Here is a 24,636-nt window from a genome sequence, read left to right as displayed (position 1 = left end):
CCCGTCGATCATGAAGTTGTTGCCGCGCGTATCGGCGTGTCGCGGCAACAACTTCATGATCAGCCCGTGAGGCGCGGGACGGCCCGGGGCGCGGGGGACGGCCGGGGCGCGGTTGGTCAGTGGAAGAAGTGACGGGTGCCGGTGAGGTACATCGTCACGCCGGCCTCCTTGGCGGCCGCGATGACCTCCTCGTCGCGGATCGAGCCGCCGGGCTGCACGATCGCGCGGACTCCCGCCTCGATGAGGATCCGCGGGCCGTCGGCGAACGGGAAGAACGCGTCCGAGGCGCAGACCGCACCCCGGGCCCGGTCGGCGCCGGCGCGGCTGACCGCCAGCCGCGCGGAGTCGACCCGGTTGACCTGGCCCATGCCGACGCCGACGGTCGCGCCGTCCCGGGCCAGCAGGATCGCGTTGCTCTTCACCGCGCGGATCGCCCGCCAGGCGAAGGTCAGGTCGCCCAGGGTCTCCTCGTCGGCCGGGTCGCCGGTGGCGAGGGTCCAGGTCGCCGGGTCGTCGCCCGGCGCGTCGACCCGGTCCGCCATCTGCACCAGCACCCCGCCGCTGACCTGCCGCCACTCCGCGGGCGGGGGGCTCCAGCCCGGGGCACGCAGCAGCCGGACGTTCTTCTTGCCCTGAAGGATCTCGACCGCGCCGGCCTCGAACTCCGGCGCCACCACCACCTCAGTGAAGATGTCGGCCACCTGACGGGCCATCTCGACCGAGACCGGGCGGTTCACCGCGATCACGCCCCCGTACGCGGAGACGGGATCGCAGGCGTGCGCCTTCCGGTGCGCCTCGGCCACGTCCGCGCCGACCGCGATGCCGCACGGGTTGGCGTGCTTGATGATCGCCACCGCCGGCTGGTCGGCGAAGTCGTTGGCGGCCCGCCACGCGGCGTCCGCGTCGACGTAGTTGTTGTAGGACATCTCCTTGCCGTGCAGCTGCTCGGCCTGGGCCAGCCCGGCCGGCGCGTCCGGGTCGGTGTAGAGCGCCGCCGCCTGGTGGGGGTTCTCGCCGTACCGCAGGGCCCGGTCCGCCCGCAGCGCCAGACCGGCGAAGCCCGGCCACTCCGGCTCCTCGCCGAGCTGCACCGCGCACCAGTTCGCCACCGCCACGTCGTACTCGGCGATGTCGGCGAACGCCCGCGCGGCCAGGGCGCGACGCTGCGTCAGGGTGAAGCCCCCCGCGTCGAGGGCGGCCCGCAGCGCCGGGTACGCCGACGGGTCGGTCACCACGGCGACCGAGGCGTGGTTCTTGGCCGCGGCCCGGACCATCGCCGGACCGCCGATGTCGATCTGCTCCACGCACTCGTCGAGGCTCGCGCCCGACGCGACGGTGGCCTGGAACGGGTAGAGATTGCTCACCAGCAGGTCGAACGGAGCCACCCCCAGCTCGTCGAGCTGGGCGACGTGCGAGTCCTTGCGCAGGTCCGCGAGGAGCCCGGCGTGCACCTTCGGGTGCAGGGTCTTGACCCGGCCGTCCAGGACCTCGGGAAACCCGGTGACCGTCTCCACGGCGGTGACCGGCACGCCGGCGTCGGCGATCGTCGCAGCCGTGCTCCCGGTCGAGACGATCTCCACCCCGGCGGCCTGCAGCGCCCGGGCCAGCTCGACCAGGCCGGTCTTGTCGTAGACGCTGACCAGCGCCCGGCGGATCGGACGGCGCTCGTCCTGAGTGGAGCTCACGGGATCGTGACCTTTCTTCCGGTGATCGTCCAACCGTCACGGACCAGGCGGCCGACCTGCTCGACGAGCTGGCGTCGCTCGGCCGACTTGATGCGCTCGGTGAGGGAATCGACATCGTCGTCGTCGCGCACCGGCACGGCGACCTGCGCGACGATGGGGCCGGTGTCCATACCGGCGTCGACGAAGAAGAGCGTGGCACCGGTGACCTTCACCCCGTAGGCGAGGGCGTCACGCGGGCCGTGGATGCCGGGGAACGCCGGCAGAAGAGTGTTGTGCGTGTTCAGGTAGCGGTCGCCGAAGGCGGCCAGGAACCGCGGCCCGACCAGCTTGAGGAACCCGGCGGAGATGACCAGGTCGGGCCGGTGCTCGGCGACCTGCGCGCTGAGCGCCCGGTCCCAGTCGTCGCGGGTGTCGTACGCCTTCAGCGGCGTCACGAAGCTCGGCACCCCGGCCGCGGCGGCCCGGTCCAGCCCGGCGATGCCGTCCCGGTCGGCGCCGACCGCCACCACGCGGGCGCCGTACGCCGGGTCGGCGCCGGCGTCGAGCAGCGCCTGCAGGTTGCTCCCGGACCCGGAGACGAGGACGACGATGCGGGCGGCGGACGCGGGCTCGGTCACCGGCTCACCCTATCGGGCAGGCGGGGAAGGGCCGCGTCCGGGCAGGTCGGGACGGACGACGTCGGATCGACGCGCGCGGCTGACAGCCAGGCTGGCGCCGAACCGGTACGCTGCCGGTCGCTCGGGCCCGGCGCGCGCGCCCGGCCCACACCCCCGAGAGTCGATGATCCGACACGCGAGTCGTGTCGGCGAGTGAGGAGCCCCCATGCAGCCCGGCTACCCGCCCCAGCAGCCGCCGATCAACAACAACATGACGATGTCGATCGTCGCCATCTTCCTCTTCTGGCCGCTGGCCATCCCGGCCATCCTCAACGCGTCCAAGGTGAACCCGCTGCTCCAGCAGGGTGACTACGCGGGCGCGCAGGCGGCCGCGACGGAGTCGAGGAAGTGGTCCAAGTGGGCCCTGATCGTCGGCATCGCGTGGTATGTGATCGTGCTGGTGTGCTGCGCGCTGGGCGGTATCGGCGCGATCATGAGTGGCGACACCAGCACGTACTGACGGACACAGCCAAGGAGCCTCGTCGAATGCAGCCCGGTAACCCAGGTCAGGACCCCTACGGCCAGCAGCCCAACCAGGATCCGACCGCGCCGCAGAACCCCTACGGTCAGCAGCCCACCTCCGGGCAGCCCTACGGCCAGCCGCAGGACCCCTACGCCGCGCCGCAGAACCCGTATGGTCAGCAGCCTCCGTACGGCCAGCAGCCGACCTCGGGTCAGCCCTACGGTCAGCAGCCGACCTCGGGTCAGCCCTACGGTCAGCAGCCGACCTCGGGTCAGCCCTACGGCCAGCCGTACCAGCAGGACCCGTACGCGCAGCAGCAGCCGTACGGCGCGCCCACGTACCCCAACGCCGGCTACCCCCAGGCGCAGGGGCAGAACAACACCCTCGGCCTCGTGTCGATGATCCTCGGCATCGCGTCGATTCCGCTGGTCTGCTGCCTCTACCTGGGCATCCCGGTCGGTATCGCGGGCATCATCACCGGCTACCTCGCCAAGCAGAAGGCGGACCAGGGGCAGGCGAGCAACGCCGGCCAGGCCAAGGCGGGTCTGATCTGCGGTGCCGTCGGCGCCGGGCTGGGCATCCTCGTGCTCATCCTCGGCATCGTGGCGAACGTGAACCTGCCGACCGAGCCCTGATCGGCCGGTGATCGGAAGGGGCGCCCCGCGAGCCGCGGGGCGCCCCTTCGGTGCCTGCGGCCCGTTGCTTCTCTCGCCCCGGCTCCTGCGCCCCGCCGGCCGGCGCGGCCGATGCCGTCGGGCGGGCGCCGGGCCTCAGCGTGCGGCGGTGCGGGTGAAGGCCCGGGTGGCGGCCGCGCCCAGCAGCGCGCCCGCCGCGACAACGGCGGTGGTCACCAGCGCCACCTGCCACGCGACCGGCCCCATCTGGGCCAGTCTGCCGCCGCCCAGCGGCCCGGCCGAGGCGGCCGCCACGGCGCCCAGCAGCGCTCCGGCCACCGGCCCGGCGATCGCCGCCGGCGCGAGCAGCGGCGCCCAGTTGAGCGGCGCCCGCTCGTCGACCGCGAGCCGGACCAGCCGGCGGGCGAGCAGCCAGCCGGCCGCCATGCCGGCCAGGACCGGCACCGCGAGCAGCGCGGCGCCCAGCCCGTCGACCGGGCCACGGGGCAGCCCGGCCAGCAGGGGTACGGCCGGCAGGGCGCCCACCGACACCTCACTGGTCCGCACGGCCGTGTCCGTCCCGACGGCGAAGCCCGGGCCGAGCAGGTAGCTGGTCGACCAGATCGCGGCGTTCGGCGCGTAGGCGAGGCTGATCAGGGTGATGCCGGCCTGCCCGGCCACCCCGGTCCGGTACGCCCCGATCATGTCGGCCGCGTCCCCGCCGCCGGTGGCCACGGCCAGCCCGGCCGCACCGGCCCCCGCGCCGAGCAGCAGCAGACCGGCGACGAGGCCGGTCCGGATCCCGTCCCGCAGCGCCACCGGGGCGCGCTCGGCGAGCAGGCCGCCCACGCCGGTGGTGCGCACCGCGCCGATCAGGGCGGCCAGCGCGCCGAGCAGCGCGAACGTCATCCCGGCACGGACCGGCGACACCGTCGGGCCGCCCACGCCGGCCAGCACCGCGCCGAGGACGCCGAGCAGCGCGTACGCGATGCCGACCGCGCCGGCAGCGGTGAGTGCCTGGCGCGGCGACCGGCCACCGCGGGCGCCGATCGCCCGGCTGACATGCACCCCGGCCCGGGCCAGCCGCAAGATCACCAGCGCGCTCAGCGCGAGCGGGGTGAGCCCGAGCGGACCCGCCTCGGTGCCCAGCGGGACGCCGTGGCCGAGCAGCCAGCCGGCCAGCCCGGCCCGCAGGGCGCCGGCGAAGGACCCGGCGTCCTCGCTGAGCTGGGCCAGGCCGAGCACGATCGCGACCGGCAGGTAGGACGTGAGCGCGGCCCCGAACGCGGCGACCGCCGCGGCCACGGCCAGCGGCGCGCGACCGCGCGGCGATCCGCCGGGCCGCGGGCGCGGCACCCGCCCGCCGGGCGTGCCACGGCCGGCCGGACGGTCGTCGGCGGTGACCGCACCGGACCGGCGGGGGTGATCGGGGGTGACGTCGGACATCGGGATCTACTCTGGCACGTCGAAGGCACGGAGGCAGTCCGATACCGCCCCGGCACGGCGGCGAGTCCCGCGATCCACGGTCGTCCCGCTCCCCGCCCCGTCTAGCCTCGGCACAGGACCCGACGTCATCGCGGCTCCGAACGTCGAGGAGGACGCCGTGACCACTCCGTACCCGCCGCCCCCTCCGCCGCCGGCCCGCGGGCGGAATCGCACGACGCTCTGGGGCGTGCTCGGCGTCGTGCTCGGGCTGATCTGCTGCGGCATCCTCGGCATCGTCTTCGGCTACCTGTCCATCCGGGACGCGCGGCGGTACGGCCAGTCGCCGGTGCTCGGCTACGTCGCCGTCGCGCTCGGCGTGGTCAACATCGTCGCCGGCACCTTCCTCCGCGCGACGGGCAACTATCCGTTCTTCCGGAACGGCTGAGGGGGCCGACCGACCGGTCGACCCCCTCAGCGCGAGACGCGATCGCTCAGCCGGCGGACATGATCTCCCGCATCAGGCGGGCGGTCTCGGTCGGCGTCTTGCCGACCTTGACGCCGACCGCCTCCAGCGCCGCCTTCTTCGCGTCGGCGGTGCCGGCCGAGCCGGAGATGATCGCGCCGGCGTGCCCCATGGTCTTGCCGGGCGGGGCGGTGAAGCCGGCGATGTAGCCGACCACCGGCTTGGTGACGTTGGCCTTGATGAACTCGGCGGCCCGCTCCTCGGCGTCGCCGCCGATCTCACCGATCATCACGATGGCGTCGGTGTCCGGGTCGGCCTCGAACGCGGCGAGCGCGTCGATGTGGGTGGTCCCGATGATCGGGTCACCGCCGATGCCGACGCAGGTCGAGAAGCCGATGTCGCGCAGCTCGTACATCATCTGGTAGGTCAGCGTGCCGCTCTTGCTGACCAGGCCGATGCGGCCGGAGCCGGTGATGTCGGCCGGGATGATGCCGGCGTTCGAGGCGCCCGGCGAGGCGATGCCGGGGCAGTTCGGCCCGATGATCCGGGTGCGCTCGCCCTTGGCCACGTTGTACGCCCAGAACGCGGCGGTGTCGTGCACCGGCACGCCCTCGGTGATCACTACGGCCAGCTCGATGCCGGCGTCGATCGCCTCGATCGCCGCGGCCTTGGTGAACTGCGGCGGCACGAAGATGACCGTGACGTCCGCCCCGGTCTCCTTCATCGCGTCGGCCACGGAGGCGAAGACCGGCAGCTCGGTGCCGTCGAAGTCGACCGTCTGGCCCGCCTTGCGCGGGTTGACGCCGCCGACCACGTTGGTGCCGGCGGCCAACATCCGCCGGGTGTGCTTCGAACCCTCGGAACCGGTCATCCCCTGAACGATGACCTTCGAGTCCTTGGTCAGCCAGATAGCCATGATCAGACCCCCGCAGCCGCCAGCTCGGCGGCCCGCTCGGCCGCGCCGTCCATGGTGTCGACCCGCTCGATCAGCGGGTTGTTGGCGCCGTCGAGGATCGCCCGACCGGCCTCCGCGTTGTTGCCGTCGAGCCGAACGACGAGCGGCTTGGTGACCTTCTCACCGCGCTGCTCGAGCAGGGCGAGCGCCTGCACGATGCCGTTGGCGACCGCGTCACAGGCGGTGATACCGCCGAAGACGTTGACGAAGACGCTCTTCACCGACGGGTCGGACAGGACGATCTCCAGCCCGTTCGCCATCACCGCGGCGCTGGCGCCGCCGCCGATGTCGAGGAAGTTGGCCGGCTTGACGCCGCCGTGCCGTTCACCGGCGTACGCGACCACGTCGAGGGTCGACATGACCAGACCCGCGCCGTTGCCGATGATGCCGACCTCGCCGTCGAGCTTGACGTAGTTGAGGTCCTTCTCCTTGGCGGCCTGCTCCAGCGGGTCCACCGCGGCCTGGTCGACCAGCGCCTCGTGGTCCGGGTGCCGGAAGCCGGCGTTCTCGTCCAGGCTGACCTTGGCGTCGAGCAGCAGCAGCTTACCCTCGCGGGTCGTCGCCAGCGGGTTCACCTCGACCAGGGTCGCGTCCTCGGCGACGAAGGCCTTCCAGAGCCCGACAGCGACCTCGACGACCTGGTCGGCGACCTCGGCGGGGAAGCCGGCGGCGGTGACGATCTCGCGCGCCTTGGCCTCGTCCACACCCGTGACCGCGTCGATCGGCGCCTTGACGACCTTGTCCGGGGTGTCCGCGGCGACCTGCTCGATGTCCATACCGCCGGCCACGCTGGCGATGCAGAGGAAGGTGCGGTTCGCCCGGTCGAGCAGGTAGGAGAAGTAGTACTCCTCGGCCACGTCCGCGGTCACGGTGATCATGACCTTGTGGACGGTGTGACCCTTGATGTCCATGCCGAGGATGTCGGTGGCGCGGGCCACCGTCTCCTCCGCGCCCTCGGCCAGCTTGACGCCGCCGGCCTTGCCGCGACCGCCGACCTTCACCTGCGCCTTGACGACCACCCGGCCGCCGAGGCGTTCGGCGATCGCGCGGGCCTCCTCCGGGGTAGTGGCGACGCCGCCGGCGAGCACGGGCAGCCCGTGCCGTTCGAACAGGTCCCGCCCCTGGTACTCGTACAGGTCCACGATTGCGCGTCCCGTCCCGTCTCCGCGGCGCGCCGTCGCGCCGCCACCAGCGTTCGAAAACAGTTTGACGCCTGTCATCAGTTGAAACAGGCCATTGGCCGCAGCCTAGCGAGGTGGGCACCGGGGGCAACCGAGCGGGTGCGCGGTGTGCGGTAATGCACAGCGCCTCCGGTGCGAGCCAGACCGCGTCCGGGCGGCACACCCCCGGGATGCCGGGCACCGGCTCGGGTCGGTGGACCGGTGAGGGCCGGCCACGTCAGCCGTCCGAGCGATGTTGCCGAAGGTGCGTAACCCCTCCGCGGGGGCGTCGTTGAGTCAGATGTCGGAGCGCTGGTAAGCGCGAAGACGGGAAACGGCCGATGCCCTGTCGGTCGAGGGGTGGCGGCGGGGCATCGTGCATAGAGGGGCCGGACGTGTGAGGGGTGCGTCCGGCCCCTCCCCCCGTGCCCGGCCACCGGACCATCGGCCCGGCGCGGTCGCTGGACCGCCGGCCTCAGCTGACCGGTTGCGCGACGTTCTGCCGCACCCACTCCACGATCGACTGCGTGGTCGCTCCCGGCGTGAAGATCTTGGCGACGCCCAGCTTCTCCAGCTCGGGAAGGTCGGCGTCCGGGATGATGCCGCCGCCGAACACCACGATGTCCCGAGCGTCGCGCTCGGTGAGCAGTTCGAGCACCTTCCGGAAGAGCGTCATGTGCGCGCCGGAGAGCACGGACAGGCCGACCGCGTCGGCGTCCTCCTGGATGGCGGTCTCGACGATCTGCTCCGGAGTCTGGTGCAGGCCGGTGTAGATGACCTCCATACCGGCGTCCCGGAGGGCGCGCGCGACCACCTTCGCGCCCCGGTCGTGGCCGTCCAGGCCTGGTTTGGCGACGACGACCCGAATACGAGAGCTCATCAGCGCACACCTTTCACCGGCTCCGCGGCCTTCACCTGAACGAACGGTAACCCGGCGGGCCGAGGTCGGGAAATCCGGGCCGGAAACTCGGCCGCCGACGGACCGGGCACGGAGGGCCGGCCGCGGGGGCGGCGGCTGCGGCCCTCGCTGGCAGCGCGTCGGCTATCGGACAAGAGGGTCGGCTCTCGACGCGACGGCTCGCGGACGCGGCGGCTCGACCCTCGACGCGGCGGCTCTCGGACGCGGCGGGCCGGCGGCGCGCCGAGGTCCGTCGTCAAGCCGGACGACTCCGCCGTATCGGTCACGCTCCGCGACGAACGGACAGTTACGGGGGCACCGGCCGACGGCGCAGGGCATGACAATCACGGACGCAAACGGACAGATCGACACGCCAATTCGGCGCTCCGGCTTGTGACTCGCCTGGTGGTTGGCTAACGTGTCCACGGTTGTCATCAGGTCCACCGACGGGTGACGACGCGACTCGCAGACGTTCACCGCGGCTTCACCCGGTGTCCGCGGGCCGCATCGGATCCCCGACAACGGAGGGTGTGCGTGCGCCAGCGCCTGTCGTCTGAGCCCGATAGATATCGCGGCCGCCGCCGCGTACCCACCCCACCGCGTAGCCGCTACGCCGCCGTCGTCACCACCGCCTTCGTCGGAGCCGGCGTCGTCGCGCTCGGCGCGGGCGCGCTGCCGGACGCCAAGAGCGTCAGCCCGTCGGTCCTCGACGAGCTCCGCCAGGCCTCGATCACCAGCCAGGACGCCCAGGCCCGCGCCGACGCCGCCGACCGCGCCTCCCGCGACAGCGGCCGGGACGAACAGGCCAGCGAGCAGGACCCCTGGCTGCTGCCGCTCCAGGGCTACGACTTCAGCTCGCCCTACGGCATGCGCTGGGGCAAGCTGCACACCGGCGTCGACCTGGTCGCGCCCGAGGGCACCCCGTACGTCGCGATCCATTCCGGCACCGTCACCAAGGCCGGCTGGTTCGGTGGCTACGGCTACGCGGTGATCGTGCAGCACGCGGACGGCAGCGAGGCGATCTACGGCCACTCCTCCGCCGTGAGCGTGCAGCAGGGGCAGCAGGTCAAGGCGGGCGACCAGCTCGGCCTGGTCGGCAACACCGGCCACTCCTACGGCTCCCACCTCCACCTGGAGGTGCATGTCAAGGGCGAGCCGGTCGACCCGGTGCCGTGGCTCCAGGAGCGCGGGGTGGACATCAAGCTGCAAGTCGAGGCAATCTACAACGAGGTAGCCGCGTCCTGACGCTGCGTACCGCCCGTTGACCGCCCGGATCGACCGATCCGGGCGGTTTTTCATTACTCGGGCACCGCGGAAGTCACCTGCGCCACACCGAGAGATGTGACCGGCGTCACGGCAGGCCATGATCACTTACCGGGTCAGACCGGCTGATCCCGCTCAGCACGGGACAGTCGTCGACACTGCGTCGGGCCGCCGGCCCGTCCCCCTTACCCGCCGGTACGTGGCGCGAACCAGGATCGGTCAGTCCGATCCCCTCGACACGTGAAGGTCTCCCGTGCAGGAAGAAGACAGCACCAGTCAGTACGAGCGGCGCGACGACGCCGGGGTGATCCGGCACCGGATGCGGGCCGGCCGGAGGACGCGGCTCCTCGTGGTCGGGGCGGTCGCCGTCGTCGGTCTCGCCGTCACCGGCGTGGCGGTTGCCGCGACCGGCGGTGACCAGACCCCGGCACCGGTCTCGCTCGACGCGCAGGCCCGGGCCGAGGCCGCCGCCCGCGCCGACCGCTCGGCCCGGGAGACGGCCACGCCGGTCACCCCCTCGGCCACGGCCTCGCCGGCCAGCCCCACGCCGAGCCCGTCGACGGCCAGCCCGTCCGCGTCGGCGACCACCGCAAAGCCGAAGCCCAAGAAGACCGTCAAGCCCAAGCCGACCTGGGTCATCCCCATGACGGGCGCCGAGGTCACCTCCTGCTACGGCCAGCGGTGGGGCACCCTGCACGCGGGTATCGACTTCGCCCTGCCCGCCGGCACCCCGATCCACGCCGCCGCCGCGGGCACCGTCGTCAAGGCCGGTGACGCCGGCGACGGGTACGGCAACTCGGTCTTCATCGACCACGGCAACGGCTACCTGACCCACTACGCCCACCAGAGCCGCCTGGTCGTGAGCGTGGGCGACAAGGTCGGCGTCGGCCAGGTGATCGGCTACGAGGGCTCCACCGGCGACTCCACCGGCCCGCACCTGCACTTCGAGGTGCACAAGGGCCAGATGTGGAACCAGATCGACCCGGCGCCGTTCCTGCGCGCCCGGGGCATCAACGTGGCCTGCTGACGGCCACGGCACGAGGAGGGCCCGGCCCGGCGGAACGCCGGGCCGGGCCCCGCCGTTCAGAGCTTGTCGATCGGGGCGTGCCGCAGCACCAGCCACATGGTCTGATCGCCGAAGTCGATCTGCGCGCGGGCGCCCGGGCCGTGCCCCTCGACGGCGAGCACCCGGCCCAGCCCGTAGCGCTGGTGGTTGACCCGGTCGCCGGCCGCCACCTTCGGCGCCTGCGGCAGTTCGCTGGCGGTGGTCAACCGGCTGCCGTCGACCCCGAGCCGTTTCGCCAGCTGCGCCGCCTTCGGCGTACCCCCGCTGAAGCCACCACGCCCGCCGGGCGCGCGGTCCGCGCGGCCTCCGACGCCACCGCCCCCGCCGGCCCACGAGGTGTACGACCCCTCGGTGCGCTCCCAGCGCACCAGCTCCGGCGGCAGCTCCTCCAGGAACCGGGAGGGCGGGTTGTAGGCGGGCTGCCCCCACGCCGAGCGGGTGACCGCCCGGGAGAGGTAGAGCCGCTGCCGCGCCCGGGTGATCCCCACGTACGCGAGCCGCCGCTCCTCCTCCAGCTCGCGGGTGTCGCCGAGCGAGCGCAGGTGCGGGAAGACCCCGTCCTCCAGGCCGCTCAGGAACACCACCGGGAATTCCAGGCCCTTCGCGGTGTGCAGCGTCATCAGGGTGACCACGCCCTGGTGGTCCGGGTCGTCGCTGGGCACCTGGTCGGCATCGGCGACCAGGGCGACCTGCTCCAGAAAACCGGCCAGTGTGGCCCGCTCCTCCTCGGCGCCCGTCGCCTCGATCCGCTCGGTGTACTCCCGGGCGACGCTGACCAGTTCCTGGAGGTTGTCGACCCGGCCGGCATCCTGCGGGTCGAGGCTCTCCTCCAGCTCGGTCAGGTAACCGGAGCGGGTGAGCAGCGCCTCCAGCACCTCCTCCGGGGTGCCGGTCTCGGCCAGCTCGCGGGCGCCGTCGAGCAGGGCCACGAACTCGGCGATGCCGTTGGCCGCCCGGGTCGAGATGCCCGGCGCGTCCTTCGCCCGGCGCAGCGCGGCGCCGAACGAGATCCGGTCTCGGCTGGCGAGCGCCTCCACGCACGCCTCGGCCCGCTCGCCGATGCCCCGGCGCGGCGTGTTCAGGATCCGGCGCAGGCTCACCGTGTCGTCGTCGTTGACCACCGCGCGCAGGTAGGCCAGCGCGTCGCGGACCTCCTTGCGCTCGTAGAAGCGCACCCCGCCGACCACCTTGTAGGGCAGGCCGACCCGGATGAACACCTCCTCGAAGACGCGGGACATGGCGTTGGTGCGGTAGAAGACCGCGACGTCGCCCGGTCGGGTGTCGCCCTCGTCGACCAGCCGGTCGATCTCCCGGGCCACCCAGTCCGCCTCGGCGTGCTCGGTGTCGGCCACGTAGCCGACGATCTGCTCGCCGGCCCCGGCGTCACTCCACAGCCGCTTCGGCTTGCGGGACGTGTTGCGGTCGATCACCGCGTTGGCGGCGTTGAGGATCGTCTGCGTGGAGCGGTAGTTCTGCTCCAGCAGGATCGTCCGGGCGTCGGTGAAGTCGCGCTCGAACTCCAGGATGTTGCGGATGGTCGCGCCGCGGAACGCGTAGATCGACTGGTCCGCGTCGCCGACCACGCAGAGCTCGGCCGGCGCCAGCCCCTCGGTGCCGGAGACCAGCTCCTTGATCAGGACGTACTGGGCGTGATTGGTGTCCTGGTACTCGTCCACCAGCACGTGCCGGAACCGCCGGCGGTAGGTCTCGGCGACGTGCGGGTGCGACTGGAGCAGGTGCACCGTGGTCATGATCAGATCGTCGAAGTCCAGCGCGTGCGCCTCGCGCAGCCGGCGCTGGTAGAGCGTGTAGGCCTCGGCCAGGGCCCGCTCGTTGGGGCCCTTGGCCCGGGCGGCGAACTGCTCGGGATCGACCAGCTCGTTCTTCAGGTTGGAGACCTGGGCGGCCAGCCCGCGCGCCGGGTAGCGCTTCGGGTCGAGATCCAGCTCGCGGGTGACCAGCTGCATCAGCCGGCGCGAGTCGTCGGCGTCGTAGATGGAGAAGGTCGACTTGAGCCCGGCGTGCTCGTGCTCGGCCCGCAGGATCCGGACACAGGCGGAGTGGAAGGTCGACACCCACATCAGCCGGGCCCGCGGCCCGACCAGCGCGGCGACCCGCTCCTTCATCTCGCCCGCAGCCTTGTTGGTGAAGGTGATCGCGATGATCTCTCCGGGGTGCACGTCCCGCGCGGCGAGCAGGTAGGCGATCCGGTGGGTGAGCACCCGGGTCTTGCCGGAGCCCGCGCCGGCCACGATCAGCAACGGCGAGCCGGCGTGCGTCACCGCGTCGCGCTGGGGCCCGTTCAAGCCGGTGAGCAGGGCCTGCGGGTCAAGGCGGCTGGACGCCGACCCGGGCCGGTGCGGACGGGCCGGCGCACGCTCGGGCGCAGGCGGGGACGCGGGGATGTCGAAGAGAGGATGCATCGCACGGCGAGTCTATGCCGCCGGCCGGACACTTCCCGACCGCGCACGCCCGCCGTGGTGCCGCGCGGCTCGGTGTTCACACCGATTTCCTTGCGCTCCGGCGCCCGCCCTGGGCATACTCGACGGCGTGTTCGGTCAGCGCTACTACTTTTACTACGGCACCGGGAGTCCGGCAGCCGTAGGTCGCGCCTGATCAACAGACCTGCGAAAAGCCCCGGGCTCCTGGAGCCCGGGGCTTTTTCGTCTCGGGATCCGGGCACCGGGCCCGATGTCCGAGGGGTACGGCGATGATGACAGACGTGGTGAAGAACGGCGGTCCGGCGCGGTCCGGTGCGTCCGGCGGGGCCGGGGCGGGATCGTCCGCCGAGGCGACGCCCGGCGACCCGGCGCCGGACGGGGCCACCGGCACGTCGAGCGGGGCCACCGGCGCTCCGAACGGGGCCGCCGGCACGCCGGCCGGTGGTGCGGCGGACGCGCTCTCCCCGGCCGGCGACGCGGCCGCCCCCCTCGCCGGGGAGACGGACGGGGCGGCGCCCGCCGGCGCCGTGGACGGCCGGCCAGCGGCGCGGCCGGTGGACGCCGGCACGCAGGAGCCGGTCGCGGCCGCCCAGATCGTCGCCATCCGCGAACGGATCGACCAGATCGACCAGGCGCTGATCGACCTGTGGCAGGAGCGGGCGAACCTGTCCCAGCAGGTCGGCGTGACCCGCATGGCGTCCGGCGGCACCCGGCTGGTGCTCTCCCGCGAGCGGGAGATCCTCGAGCGGTTCCGCCGCGCGCTCGGCTCCGACGGCACCCAGCTGGCGCTGCTGCTGCTCCGCGCCGGCCGCGGCCCCCTCTGACCCCCACCCCCACCCGTCCGGCCCTCCGGAACGGTTGATCATGAGGTTGACGGCACTTTCGATCTCCGAATCCGCCGTCAACCTCATGATCAACGGGCTGAGGGCGCGGGGCGGGGCGGGCGGGGGCGGGGGGCGCGGGGCGGCGGGCGGGCGCGGGCGGGATGGGGTGAGGTGGGGTGGGAAGACAGAACCGCCTGCCGGCGTCGCGGTGACGTCGGCAGGCGGTTCCGGAGTGGATCAGACCTCGTGGGTGGCCACGATCTCCCGCTTCTCGGCGAAGTGGCAGGCGCTCGGGTGGTCCGAGCCCTGCCGGATCTGCAGCAGCGGCACCTGCTGGGCGCAGATGTCCTGCGCCTTCCAGCAGCGGGTGCGGAACCGGCAGCCGGAGGGCGGGCTGACCGGCGACGGCACGTCACCAGTCAGGCGGATGATCGCCTTGTTCTGCCGGACGGTCGGGTCCGGCACCGGCACCGCGGAGAGCAGCGCCTGGGTGTACGGGTGGGTCGGCCGCTCGTAGATCTCGTCCTCGGTGCCGACCTCGACGATCTTGCCGAGGTACATCACCGCGACCCGGTCGGAGAGGTGCCGGACCACCGACAGGTCGTGGGCGATGAAGACGTACGACAGGCCGAACTCGTTCTGGAGCTGCTCCAGCAGGTTCATCACCTGCGCCTGGATCGACACGTCCAGGGCCGACACCGGCTCATCACAGACGATGATCTCCGGACGCAGGGCGAGCGCCCGGGCGATGCCGATACGCTGCCGCTGACCACCGGAGAACTGGTGCGGGTACCGGTTGATGTGCTCCGGGTTCAGGCCCACCAGGTCGAGCAGTTCCTTGACCTTCTTCCGGCGGCTACCCTTCGGCGCCACCTCGGGGTGGATCTCGAACGGCTCACCGACCAGGTCGCCGACCGTCATCCGCGGGTTCAGCGAGGTGTACGGGTCCTGCATGACCAGCTGGATCTGCCGGCGCAGCCGGCGCAGACCGCCACCGGACAGCTTGGAGATGTCCTGGCCCTTGTAGTGCACCTTGCCGCCGGTCGGCTTCTCCAGGTTCATCAGCACCCGGGCCAGCGTCGACTTGCCGCAGCCGGACTCACCCACCACGCCGAGTGTCTCGCCCTGACGCAGCTCGAAGGAGACCCCGTCGACGGCCTTGACCTGACCGATGGTCTTCTTGAACACCACGCCACGGGTGACGGGGTAGTGCTTGACCAGGTCGCGGACCTCGAGGATGTTCTCAGTCACGGTTCACCAGCTCCTCGGCGAAGTGGCAGGCGCTGGCCCGGCCCGCGCCGATCTGCAGCAGCGGCGGCACCTTCTCCCGGCAGACCGGCTGCGCCATGGGGCAGCGCGGGTTGAACGGGCAGCCCGGTGGAATGTTCATCAGGTTCGGCGGGAGGCCCTTGATCGTCCGGAGCTGCTGCCCCTTCTCGTCCAGCCGCGGGATCGAGTTGAGCAGGCCGAGAGTGTACGGGTGCGCCGGCTTCGCGTACAGGTCGTACACGTCGGCTTCCTCGACGATCCGGCCGGCGTACATGACCGCGATCCGGTCCGCGACGTCGGCGACCACGCCGAGGTCGTGGGTGATCAGGATCATGCCCATCTGCCGCTCGCGCTGGAGCTCGGCGAGCAGGTCCATGATCTGGGCCTGCACTGTCACGTCGAGCGCCGTGGTGGGCTCGTCCGCGATCAGCACCTCGGGGTCGAGCGCCAGCGACATGGCGATCATCGCCCGCTGCCGCATACCGCCGGAGAACTGGTGCGGGTAGTTGCTGAAGCGGCCCTTGGCGTTCGGGATCTTGACCTGGTCGAGCATCTCGATCGCGCGCTTCTTGGCGTCCGAGCGGCTCATGCCGCGCCGGACCCGGAACTGCTCGGCGATCTGGAACCCGACCGTGAAGACCGGGTTCAGGGCGGAGAGCGCGTCCTGGAAGATCATCGCGATGCCCTCGCCGCGGATGCGGCGGCGCTCCTCGAAGGACATCCGGAGCATGTCCTTGCCGTGGAAGCGCACCTGACCGCCGGACACGTGACCGGGCGGCGTGTCGAGGATGCCCATGATGGTCTGCGCGGTGACGCTCTTACCGGAGCCGGACTCGCCGAGCACGGCGAGGGTCTCCCCCGCGTCGACGTGGTACGTGACACCGTTGATGACCTTGGCGACGCCGTCGCGGGTACGGAACTCCACCCGGAGATCGTCGACCTCGAGCAGGCGGCCGGTGGGGCGCCCGGAGGCGCCCGCAGCGGACTGCTCGGACACGAGAATGTCGGACAACTGGATCGCCCCTAGCGGAGTTTCGGATCGAGGGCCTCGCGGACGGCCTCACCGAGCATGACGAAGCTCAGCACGGCGGCGACGAGGAACGCGGCGGGGAAGAAGAGCAGGTACGGGGCCACCCGGATCAGGTTCTGCGCCTCGTTGATGATGATGCCCCACGAGACCACCGGCGACTTCAGGCCGACGCCCAGGAAGGACAGCGTCGCCTCGGCGCCGATGAACGAACCCACCATGATCGTGCCGTACACCAGGATCGGGGCCAGGCAGTTCGGCAGCAGATGCTTGAGGATGATCCGGCCGGTGCCGGCACCCAGCGCCCGGGCCGCGACGATGTAGTCGGCTTCCTTGGTGGCCAGCACCGAGGAGCGCATCAGCCGCATGACCACCGGCCAGCTCAGCACGACGAGCGACGCGATGACTAGGAACTTGATCTCCCACTCGCTGTTGCTGGTGCCCGATCCGTTGAACGTCGTCAGGATGACGATCGCGCCGAGCACGAACGGCAGGCCGAAGAAGACGTCGGCGATCCGGGACAGCAGGGCGTCCACCCAGCCGCCGCGGTAGCCGGCGATGATGCCCATCGTGCCGCCGATCAGCAGCGTGCCGAACACCGAGAGCAGCGCCACCACGATCGAGGCGTTCGCGCCGTAGATGGTCCGGGCGAAGACGTCGCGTCCCTGGATGTCGTAGCCGAACCAGGCGTCGCCCGACGGCTTGCCCAGGCTCCGGCCCAGCTCTCCGTAGTCGGGGCTGGCCGAGGTGAAGAGCGACGGGAAGGCCGCCATCACGATGAAGACCACGATGAAGATCGCGGAGATCCAGAAGAGCGGCTTGCGCCGCAGGTCGTGCCACGCGTCGCCGAGCAGGCCGCGGGGCTTCTCCCGGCGGGCGCCGTCCGGCAGACCGGCGTTGGTCGGGCCCCCGATCTCGGTCGGCTGGTGCGCCGGCGGTGTCGAGACGATGGACGCGGTACTCGGGTCACTCATGCCGCCACCTCGTTACGCTCGGTGCCGGCATGGGTGGCCGGGCACGCCGCGGTGATGATTCGTTCGCTGCGCTCACTCATAGCGGATCCTCGGGTCGAGGGCGGCGTACAGCAGGTCCACCAGCAGGTTCATCAGGAGATAGACGAGAACCAGGATCACCACGACGGAGACCACGGTGGCGCTCTCCTTGGTGACGATCGACCGGAACACGATGCGACCGATGCCGTTGATCTGGAAGATGCCCTCGGTGACGATGGCGCCGCCCATCAGGGCACCGAGGTCGGTGCCGAGCAGCGTGACCACCGGGATCAGCGAGTTGCGGAGCAGGTGCACGCCGACCACCCGGCGCATCGGCAGGCCCTTGGCGATCGCCGTGCGCACGTAGTCGGAGCGGCGGTTCTCGGCGATGCTCGTCCGGGCCACCCGGGCGATGTACGCCATCGAGGCGCTGCCCAGCACGAAGCCGGGGACGATCAACTCGGAGATCCGCATCTCGTTCGAGACGGTGGGCTCGACGATGCCCCACTGCACACCGAGCACCCACTGGAGCACGAAGCCGATGACGAAGATCGGCAGCGCGATGAGGAAGAGCGTGGAGACCAGGACCAGGTTGTCCAGGAAGCCGTTACGCCGCAGGCCGGTCACGACACCGGCGGTGAGGCCGATGAGCGCCTCGATCGCCAGGGCCATCACGGCCAGCTTCAGCGTGTTCGGGTACGCCGTGGCGATGATGTCGTTGATCGAGCGGCCGCCGAAAGTGGTACCGAAGTCACCCTGGAAGAGGTTCTTCATGTAGCTGGCGTACTGCACGTAGAGGGGCTGGTCCAGCTGGAACTTCTCGGTCATCATCGCGACGAATCCGGGCGGGCACGGCCGCTCGCCGCACTTGCCGGCGAAGGGGTCACCGGGCACCGACCAGACCAGCCAGTAGATCAGGAATGTCGTTCCGATGAAGACCGGGACGAGTTGGAGCAGCCGTCTCAACAGATAACGGCCCATGGGGTGGTCCTCCAGACAGGGAGCGTGTCGGCGACCGGCACGCGTGACGACGTGTCGAGGGGTATTTTGCACCCCTCGCGGAACGGCCCCAGGTCGGGCTCACCTTGTAGGTGAGCCCGACCTGGGTCAGACCGTACGGATCAGAGCTCGACGGAGGTGATGTCGATCTCGCCGACGTTGGTCAGCTCCACCTTCTTGATCTTGTCCGAGTGGCCCGACTGCTGGCCCTGGAAGTAGATCGGCATGGACGGGACGTCCTGGTCGATGAGCGCGACGGCCTCGGCGAACTTGGCGTGCGAAGCCTCCAGGCTCGGCGCGCCGCTGGCCTCCTTGGCCAGCGCGTCGACCTGCTTGTTGCTGTACAGGCCGTCGTTCGAGGAACCGCCGGTCACGTAGAGCGGGTTGACCCAGTTCTCCACGTCCGGGTAGTCCTGCTGCCAACCGGCGCGGTACGGGCCCTTCATCTTGTGGGCGTTGATCTGCTCACGGAAGACCGCGAAGGTCGGGATGCCCTCGGCGCGAGCGTTGATGTTGAGCACGTTCTTCACGCTCTGCGCGACGGCCTCCATCCACTCCTTGTGGCTGGCGTCCGCGTTGTAGTAGAAGACCATCTCACCCTGGAAGCCACCGGCCTCGGCCAGGAGCTTCTTGGCCTCGTCCGGGTTGTAGGCGCAGGCGGTGCAGTTCTTCTCCTTGGCGCCCGGGGTCAGCGGGTTGGCCCAGCTGTCGGCCGGGACGCGGTTGCCGAAGAAGATCTTGTCGGTGATCTCCTGCCGGTTGACGGACAGCGAGACCGCCTTGCGCAGCTTCGGGTTCTTGAAGCGCGGGTCGTAGTCCGGGAAGGCGATGATGCCCGTGGACGGGGTCACGGACTGGATGGCCTTGTCACCCAGGTCGCTCTTCCACTTGTCGCCGGCGAGCGCCGACTGCGGAACCTGCTGCTGGAAGTCGAGGTTGCCCGCGAGCAGGTCGTTGTAGGCCGCCGTGTCCTGCTGGTACAGCTTGACGTCGACGTCCTTGATCTTCATCTTGTCGCGCAGGGTGTAGTCGTCGAAGCGCGTCAGCTTGATCATGACGTCGTCTTCCCACGACACGAACTTCACCGGGCCGTTACCGATCGGCTTCTTGCCGAAGTCTTCCGGCTTCTGGGTGAAGAACACGTCCGGCAGCGGCACGAAGGCGCTGTAGCCGAGCTTGGTCGGGAACACCGCGGTCGGCGCGCCCAGGGTGACCTCGAAGGTGTAGTCGTCGACGACCTTCAGGCCGGACATCTCCTTGGCCTTCGGCTCCGGAGCCTTCTGCGGGCCGTCCTCGTCCGGGTCCTGCGACTGGACGTCGTCGAAGCCCGCGATGTCGGCGAAGAAGCTGGAGTTCTGCGCGCCGTTCGGCGAGTAGGCCGCCCAGTTCCAGGCCTTGGTGAAGTTCGCGGCCTTGACCTCGGAGCCGTCGTGGAACTTCAGGCCCTTCTTGATCTTGATCGTGTAGACCTTGGAGTCCTTGGTCTCGATCGACTCCGCGACGGCGTTCTGCGGCGCGCCGCCGTTGTTCGGGTACTCGACCAGACCGGTCCACAGGTAGTCGATGATCGCGCCACCACCGGTCTCGGTGGTGTTCGCCGGAACCAGGGGAACCTCCGGCTGGGTGCCGTCGATGACGATGGCGCCGTCCGCGCTGTTGCCGGCGTCGCCGCCGTCACTGTCGCTGCCCGAGCAGCCGGAGGCGATGAGCGCGACTGCCGCGCCCAGCGCGACCGCGCTACTCGCCCGCTTCGAGACTCTCATTCCGAGGGGCCTCCTCTTTCTAACCTGGTTCCGTCGTGGGTTTCACGCACGTCTGGGGGTGACGCCAAGGCGACCCGCACGCGGGACGCCGAACACCACTGGAGAAATCGGGACACCCCTGATGTACCGATCCGCCGGGCCACCCCGCCCGATCGGGCTCGGCACCGCGCATGCGTCAGCCCCACGAGCCGCAGCCGGTGGCGGCGGTTTCGTGGTCGTCAGGTCGTGCGGAGTGCCTCACACCGGGGGGCGAGGTGCTGCCACTGTGACACCTACCGGCCGCTTCCGTGAAGGTGCCGTTATCAAGACGTTAGTTGGCCGCCACGTTGCCGATACTTGAGAAAAGATCATGAACCGCGCGTCTCGTGCCGCTCTGAGCAGGAAAGACATGCTCGAGCCGGTGTCCCGCTCGCCGCGTACGCTCAGGTCCTGTGAGCTTTCCCGCCTCCGCTCCGCTGCTATCCGACGTCCACCGCGCACTGGCCGTTTTTGCCCATCCGGACGATGTCGAGTTCGGCTGTGCGGGCACGATCGCCGGCTGGGTGGATGAGGGTATCGAGGTCGCGTACCTCATCGCCACCCGGGGTGATGCCGGCGGCTTCGACGAGACCGAGCGGGCGGAGATGCCCCGGCTCCGGGAGGCGGAGCAGCGGGCCGCCGCCGCGGCGGTCGGTGTCCGGCAGGTCGAGTTCCTCGACGGGTACGCCGACGGCACGCTGGCCCCCACCCTGGGGCTACGCCGCGACATCACCGCGATGATCCGCCGGTTCCGCCCCGACCGCGTGCTGACCAGCTCGCCGCTGCGCCGCTGGGAGCAGCTCACCGGGCCGAGCCACCCCGACCACCTGGCCATCGGCGAGGCCACCACCTGCGCCATCTACCCCGACGCGCGCAACCGGTTCGCCCACCCGGACCTCCTCGCCGAAGGGCTGGAGCCCTGGGTGGTCCGGGAGGTCTGGTACGCCGGCGGGCCCGGCCCGGACCACATCGTCGACATGACCGACCGGTTCGATCGCAAGGTCGCGGCGATGCGGGCGCACCGCTCGCAGACCGGGCACTTCGACGTCGAGACCTGGATCCGCGACCGGCTCACGACGGTGGCCGACAACGCGGGGCTGCCACCGGGCCGGCTGGCCGAGGCGTTCACCGTGCTGCGCACCGAGTGACGCCGGAGGCGGAAACGGCGCGGCCCCGGCACCCGCGGAGCGCGGATGCCGGGGCCGGGGCCGGGTCGGTCAGGCGGTGAAGCGGACCCTGCGGCGGCGCACCATCAGCACGGTGACCGCGCCGGCGGCGAGCAGCAGCACGCCGATCGTGATGGCGGTCGCGGTCGGCGAGCCGGTCAGCGGCAGCGCCCCGCCGTTGCTCGCCGGCGAGGTGGACGGCGCCGGGCTGTCACCCGGGGTCGACGGCGTCGCGGACGGCGTGGCGGTGGTCGACGGCGTCGGGGTGGCCGTCGGCGTGGGGGTCGTCGGCACGGCGGTGAAGCTGGCGCCGGCCTTGGCCGTCACCGTCTCGTCGGTGCTGCCACCAAGGATGAGCTTCTGGTGCTTGTCCTTGCCCTTGGCGAAGAGGAACACCCGGCCGAAGGAGACTGAACCCTTGGCGGACAGGGACACCTCGACCTTGCCGGCGTCGGTGGCGGTCAGCCAGAACTTCCCGCCGTTGGTGGTCGTGGTGACCGGCTTGCCGTCGGCGTCGACGGCGGTGCCGCCGGTGACCGCGAGGGCGATCTCGCCGGCCGGGCCGGTGACGGTGAACGGGCCGGCCTTGTCGCCGACCGTCGCGGTGGCGTTGGTCGGGTCGACCGTCAGCTCCGCGCGCGGCTCGGGCTGGTCGGTCGCGTTCTTCACCAGGTAGTCGTGGATCCCCTTGACCACGGCGTACTGCTGCTTGCCGAGCAGGTTCTTGCCGTTGACCCAGTCACCCAGAGTGATGTTGTCGCTGAAGTGCCAGACGGCGGTCTGGGTGCCGAAGTAGAGCAGCTTCTTCTCGTCCGCGCCGGCCGGCACGGTGACGCCGGCGGCGGCGAGCAGCTTCGCCGAGTCGGCGTTCGGGTAGCCGTGGGTCAGCACCCACTGCACCTTGCCGAGGTTCTTCACCTGGGACTCGTCCCAGGTTCCCTCCTTGTACTTCCCGTCCAGGGCGACCGGGGTGTGGAAGTCGATGCAGAAGACGACGAGCGACTTCTTCTCGACCTGCAGGGCCAGCGCGCCGACGCCCCGCGCCTTGCCGTCCAGCAGCAGCGTGACGTTGCTGCCCTTGACCGTCTTCGCGACGCCGGTGGCCGGCTCGTCCGCGGCGGCCGGGCCGGCGACGCCCAGCGCCAGCGCGCCGCCCGCGACGGCCGCCAGGGCGGCCCGCGCCCAGCGGCGTCCTCGTTGTCCGAACATCAGATTCGTGCCTCTCCGCAGGGGTGACCCGCCCGTGGCGGGCATGCGTGCGTCGCCGTTCCGCGGGGTTGTCGCACCACCCGCACGCGAGAACGTGACGACGCATTATGGGACGCGCGTTGATCGCCCGTCAGCCCCTGGGGGCGGCATCCGTCGCATGTGCCCTATTTGCCGGGGGAGAGGAATTGATCACACCAGCCGTCGGTCGGCGGCCCACCGGGAGAGCTCGTAGCGGTTGGACATTTGGAGCTTGCGCAGCACATTGGACACATGCGTCTCGACCGTCTTGATCGAGATGAACAGCTCCTTGGCGATCTCCTTGTACGCGTACCCCCGGGCCAGCAGCCGGAGCACCTCGCGCTCGCGGTTGGTGAGCTGGTCCAGCTCGGGGTCGGCGACCGGCGCGTCCGGCCGGGCCGCGAAGGCGTCCAGCACGAAGCCGGCCAGCCGAGGACTGAACACGGCGTCGCCGTCCGCCACCCGGCGGATCGCGGCGGTCAGCTCGTCCGGGGAGATGGTCTTGGTGACGTAGCCCCGGGCGCCCGCCCGGATCAGCCCGATCACGTCCTCCGCCGCGTCCGAGACGCTCAGGGCGAGGAACTTGACCTGCGGGTGGGTACGCCGCATGGCCTCCAGCACCGCCCGTCCACCGCCGTCGGGCATGTGCACGTCGAGCAGGACCACGTCCGGCAGGGTGGCCGCGATCCGGCTCACCGCCTCGGCCACCGTGCTCGCCTCGCCCACCACCTCGACGTGCGCGCCGAGTTCGGCGCGTACGCCGGCCCGGAACATCGCGTGGTCGTCCACGAGGAACACCCGCAGCCGCTCGGCGCGGACACCCGCTTCCTCGACCGGTTCCATCGACTGCTCGGCCATCGTCATCTGTCCCTTTCCGCCGTGGCCGAGTCCCGGGAGATCGGCAGGATCAACCGGACCTCGGTCCCCTCCCCCGGCCCGGACCGGATCTCGGCCCGGCCGCCGTGCCGCTTCATCCGCCCGATGATCGAACCGCGGACGCCGTGCCGGTGGTCCTCCACCGTATCGGGGTCGAAGCCCTTACCCCGGTCTCGGACGAAGACGCTGACCTGATCGGGCTCCACCTCGGCGTAGAGCGAGACGGTCTGCACCCCGGCGTGCCGGGCGGCGTTCACCAGCGCCTCCCGGGCCGCGGCGACCAGCGCGCCGACCCGCTCGTCGGTCTCCCGGTCGCCGACCACCACCGCCTCGACGGTGATCGCGAACGTGTCCTCGACCTCGGCCGCGGCCTGTTCCAAGGCCGCCGCGAACCGCTCCGTGGGCGAGGCGGTGGGCTTGTAGAGCCAGTTGCGCAGCGACCGCTCCTGGCCCCGGGCCAACCGCTGGACCGTCTTGACGTCGCCGGCGTTGCGCTGGATCAGGGCGAGGGTGTGCAGCACCTGGTCGTGCACCATGGCGGCCAGCTCGGCCCGCTCCTGCTCGCGGATTCGCCCCTCGCGCTCGGAGCGGAGCTGGTTGTACGTCCGCCAGAGCACCGGCGCCGCGACCACGAACACCCCGGCGAGGCCGACCAGCGCGAAGATCACGCCGTTGATCACCGCGTCGAAGTTCTGGGCCGGGGAGTAGACCGCCGCCACACCGATGATGCCGACCGCGACCAGCACCCCACCGCCGATGAAGCGCAGCACGAAGGCGCGCCGGTCGCTCTCCTCGACCACCGCGCCGAGCCAGGGCACCGGCAGTGCCTCACCCCACTGGCGGCGCCGCTCCGGAGCCGACTGGTGCCAGATCACCCCGGCGCCGACCGCGATGATCGCCACCAACCAGCCGGCGGTGCCCGCCGCGCCCACCGAGTCGAAGACCATCACCTGGACCAGCAGGACGCCGAGGCCGATCGCCACGAACGGCAGCAACTGCGCCACGTCCCGCCGTGGCGGCACTCCGGGGTCGCCCGGCCGCAGCGGCACCACGGCCCAGAAGGCCGCGTAGAGCAGGAGACCGAGCCCGCTCAGCCCGAGCAGGACCATGAAGGCGACCCGTACCCGCAGCACCGAGATGCCGAGATGGTCGGCGATGCCGGCGGCCACCCCGGCGGCCATCCGGTGTTCGGGGGCGCGGTACAGGCGCGGTGGCGGGCTCGTGGTGGTGATCAGAAACTCCCTGGTCAGGGTGGCGGTGCCGGTGGTGCCCGGCGGCAGCGGTCGCGGCGGCCGGCGCGCGGCGCCGGACCTGGTTCGATCGTCACACGGTGCGCCACCCGCCGACCACGGGGACGCCCCCGACATTCCGGCGCCCGGGATCTCA

22 protein-coding genes are annotated in these 24,636 nt (G+C 71.4%); 7 read left to right on the top strand and 15 right to left on the bottom strand.

What is annotated here, in order from left to right:
- Positions 1-116: 116 nt before the first annotated feature.
- Together purH and purN are read right to left on the bottom strand one after the other, a co-directional pair.
- Entirely contained in the window at positions 117-1,685 is a 1,569-nt protein-coding gene (purH, locus tag O7603_RS25590) for a bifunctional phosphoribosylaminoimidazolecarboxamide formyltransferase/IMP cyclohydrolase (protein ID WP_281572296.1), read from the bottom strand.
- Positions 1,682-2,302, bottom strand: coding sequence for a phosphoribosylglycinamide formyltransferase (purN, locus tag O7603_RS25585; protein ID WP_281572295.1), 621 nt, complete (start codon positions 2,300-2,302; stop codon positions 1,682-1,684). Before purN ends, purH begins: the two co-directional genes overlap by 4 nt.
- Before the next feature lie 205 nt (positions 2,303-2,507).
- Here purN and O7603_RS25580 point away from each other — a divergent pair, with 205 nt between their 5' ends.
- Entirely contained in the window at positions 2,508-2,801 is a 294-nt protein-coding gene (locus O7603_RS25580) for a CD225/dispanin family protein (protein WP_281572294.1), read from the top strand.
- Positions 2,802-2,827: 26 nt separating this feature from the next.
- On the top strand, positions 2,828-3,439 hold the full coding sequence (locus O7603_RS25575) for a DUF4190 domain-containing protein (RefSeq protein ID WP_281572293.1): 612 nt from the start codon (positions 2,828-2,830) through the stop codon (positions 3,437-3,439).
- A gap of 135 nt (positions 3,440-3,574) precedes the next feature.
- Here O7603_RS25575 and O7603_RS25570 read toward each other — a convergent pair whose 3' ends face one another.
- Positions 3,575-4,864, bottom strand: coding sequence for a DUF6350 family protein (locus O7603_RS25570; protein ID WP_281572292.1), 1,290 nt, complete (start codon positions 4,862-4,864; stop codon positions 3,575-3,577).
- Between the two features lie 157 nt (positions 4,865-5,021).
- Between O7603_RS25570 and O7603_RS25565 the strand changes: the two genes are divergently transcribed.
- Positions 5,022-5,288, top strand: coding sequence for a DUF4190 domain-containing protein (locus O7603_RS25565; protein WP_281572291.1), 267 nt, complete (start codon positions 5,022-5,024; stop codon positions 5,286-5,288).
- Between the two features lie 46 nt (positions 5,289-5,334).
- Here the strand turns inward: O7603_RS25565 and sucD are convergent, their stop codons facing one another.
- From sucD to O7603_RS25550, 3 genes are all read right to left on the bottom strand, one after another.
- Complete coding sequence (sucD, locus tag O7603_RS25560; protein WP_281572290.1) at positions 5,335-6,222, bottom strand: succinate--CoA ligase subunit alpha; 888 nt, start codon at positions 6,220-6,222, stop codon at positions 5,335-5,337.
- A gap of 2 nt (positions 6,223-6,224) precedes the next feature.
- Positions 6,225-7,403, bottom strand: coding sequence for an ADP-forming succinate--CoA ligase subunit beta (sucC, locus tag O7603_RS25555; RefSeq protein WP_281572289.1), 1,179 nt, complete (start codon positions 7,401-7,403; stop codon positions 6,225-6,227).
- A 493-nt stretch (positions 7,404-7,896) separates the two neighbouring features.
- Positions 7,897-8,301: a cobalamin B12-binding domain-containing protein gene (locus O7603_RS25550; RefSeq protein ID WP_281572288.1), complete on the bottom strand. Its 405-nt coding sequence runs from the start codon at positions 8,299-8,301 to the stop codon at positions 7,897-7,899.
- 552 nt (positions 8,302-8,853) lie between these two features.
- Between O7603_RS25550 and O7603_RS25545 the strand changes: the two genes are divergently transcribed.
- Both O7603_RS25545 and O7603_RS25540 read left to right on the top strand, forming a co-directional pair.
- The gene (locus O7603_RS25545; protein WP_281572287.1) at positions 8,854-9,564 is read left to right on the top strand and encodes a M23 family metallopeptidase; all 711 of its coding nucleotides are present in this window, start codon (positions 8,854-8,856) and stop codon (positions 9,562-9,564) included.
- Between the two features lie 337 nt (positions 9,565-9,901).
- The gene (locus O7603_RS25540) at positions 9,902-10,609 is read left to right on the top strand and encodes a M23 family metallopeptidase (protein WP_281576810.1); all 708 of its coding nucleotides are present in this window, start codon (positions 9,902-9,904) and stop codon (positions 10,607-10,609) included.
- A gap of 56 nt (positions 10,610-10,665) precedes the next feature.
- Here the strand turns inward: O7603_RS25540 and pcrA are convergent, their stop codons facing one another.
- Positions 10,666-13,071 carry a DNA helicase PcrA gene (pcrA, locus tag O7603_RS25535; RefSeq protein ID WP_281572286.1) on the bottom strand — a complete coding sequence of 802 codons (2,406 nt, stop codon included), beginning with the start codon at positions 13,069-13,071 and terminating at the stop codon, positions 10,666-10,668.
- Positions 13,072-13,616: 545 nt separating this feature from the next.
- Between pcrA and O7603_RS25530 the strand changes: the two genes are divergently transcribed.
- Positions 13,617-13,913 (top strand): chorismate mutase, encoded by a 297-nt coding sequence (locus O7603_RS25530; RefSeq protein WP_281576809.1) that lies wholly within the window; start codon positions 13,617-13,619, stop codon positions 13,911-13,913.
- Positions 13,914-14,150: 237 nt separating this feature from the next.
- Here the strand turns inward: O7603_RS25530 and O7603_RS25525 are convergent, their stop codons facing one another.
- From O7603_RS25525 to O7603_RS25505, 5 genes are all read right to left on the bottom strand, one after another.
- On the bottom strand, positions 14,151-15,164 hold the full coding sequence (locus O7603_RS25525; protein WP_281572285.1) for a dipeptide ABC transporter ATP-binding protein: 1,014 nt from the start codon (positions 15,162-15,164) through the stop codon (positions 14,151-14,153).
- Positions 15,157-16,179, bottom strand: a complete 1,023-nt coding sequence (locus O7603_RS25520; protein WP_281576808.1) for an ABC transporter ATP-binding protein — start codon at positions 16,177-16,179, stop codon at positions 15,157-15,159. Before O7603_RS25520 ends, O7603_RS25525 begins: the two co-directional genes overlap by 8 nt.
- A 26-nt stretch (positions 16,180-16,205) precedes the next feature.
- A complete protein-coding gene (locus O7603_RS25515; RefSeq protein ID WP_281572284.1) occupies positions 16,206-17,183 on the bottom strand; it encodes an ABC transporter permease in 978 nt (325 codons plus the stop codon).
- Between the two features lie 72 nt (positions 17,184-17,255).
- Positions 17,256-18,182: an ABC transporter permease gene (locus O7603_RS25510; RefSeq protein ID WP_281572283.1), complete on the bottom strand. Its 927-nt coding sequence runs from the start codon at positions 18,180-18,182 to the stop codon at positions 17,256-17,258.
- Positions 18,183-18,322: 140 nt separating this feature from the next.
- Entirely contained in the window at positions 18,323-19,963 is a 1,641-nt protein-coding gene (locus O7603_RS25505; RefSeq protein WP_281572282.1) for an ABC transporter substrate-binding protein, read from the bottom strand.
- 431 nt (positions 19,964-20,394) lie between these two features.
- Here O7603_RS25505 and O7603_RS25500 point away from each other — a divergent pair, with 431 nt between their 5' ends.
- A complete protein-coding gene (locus O7603_RS25500) occupies positions 20,395-21,129 on the top strand; it encodes a PIG-L deacetylase family protein (protein ID WP_281572281.1) in 735 nt (244 codons plus the stop codon).
- 69 nt (positions 21,130-21,198) lie between these two features.
- Here O7603_RS25500 and O7603_RS25495 read toward each other — a convergent pair whose 3' ends face one another.
- From O7603_RS25495 to O7603_RS25485, 3 genes are all read right to left on the bottom strand, one after another.
- Positions 21,199-22,356: a thioester domain-containing protein gene (locus tag O7603_RS25495; RefSeq protein ID WP_281572280.1), complete on the bottom strand. Its 1,158-nt coding sequence runs from the start codon at positions 22,354-22,356 to the stop codon at positions 21,199-21,201.
- Between the two features lie 189 nt (positions 22,357-22,545).
- Complete coding sequence (locus tag O7603_RS25490; protein WP_281576807.1) at positions 22,546-23,232, bottom strand: response regulator transcription factor; 687 nt, start codon at positions 23,230-23,232, stop codon at positions 22,546-22,548.
- A 2-nt stretch (positions 23,233-23,234) separates the two neighbouring features.
- Positions 23,235-24,500 (bottom strand): ATP-binding protein, encoded by a 1,266-nt coding sequence (locus O7603_RS25485; RefSeq protein WP_281576806.1) that lies wholly within the window; start codon positions 24,498-24,500, stop codon positions 23,235-23,237.
- Positions 24,501-24,636 lie beyond the last annotated feature (136 nt).

Source organism: Micromonospora sp. WMMD812 (assembly GCF_027497215.1).
In the GTDB taxonomy this organism is placed as follows: Bacteria; Actinomycetota; Actinomycetes; order Mycobacteriales; family Micromonosporaceae; genus Micromonospora.
Note: the sequence above shows the minus strand (reverse complement) of the source record. Positions and strands in the feature narration are given on the sequence as shown.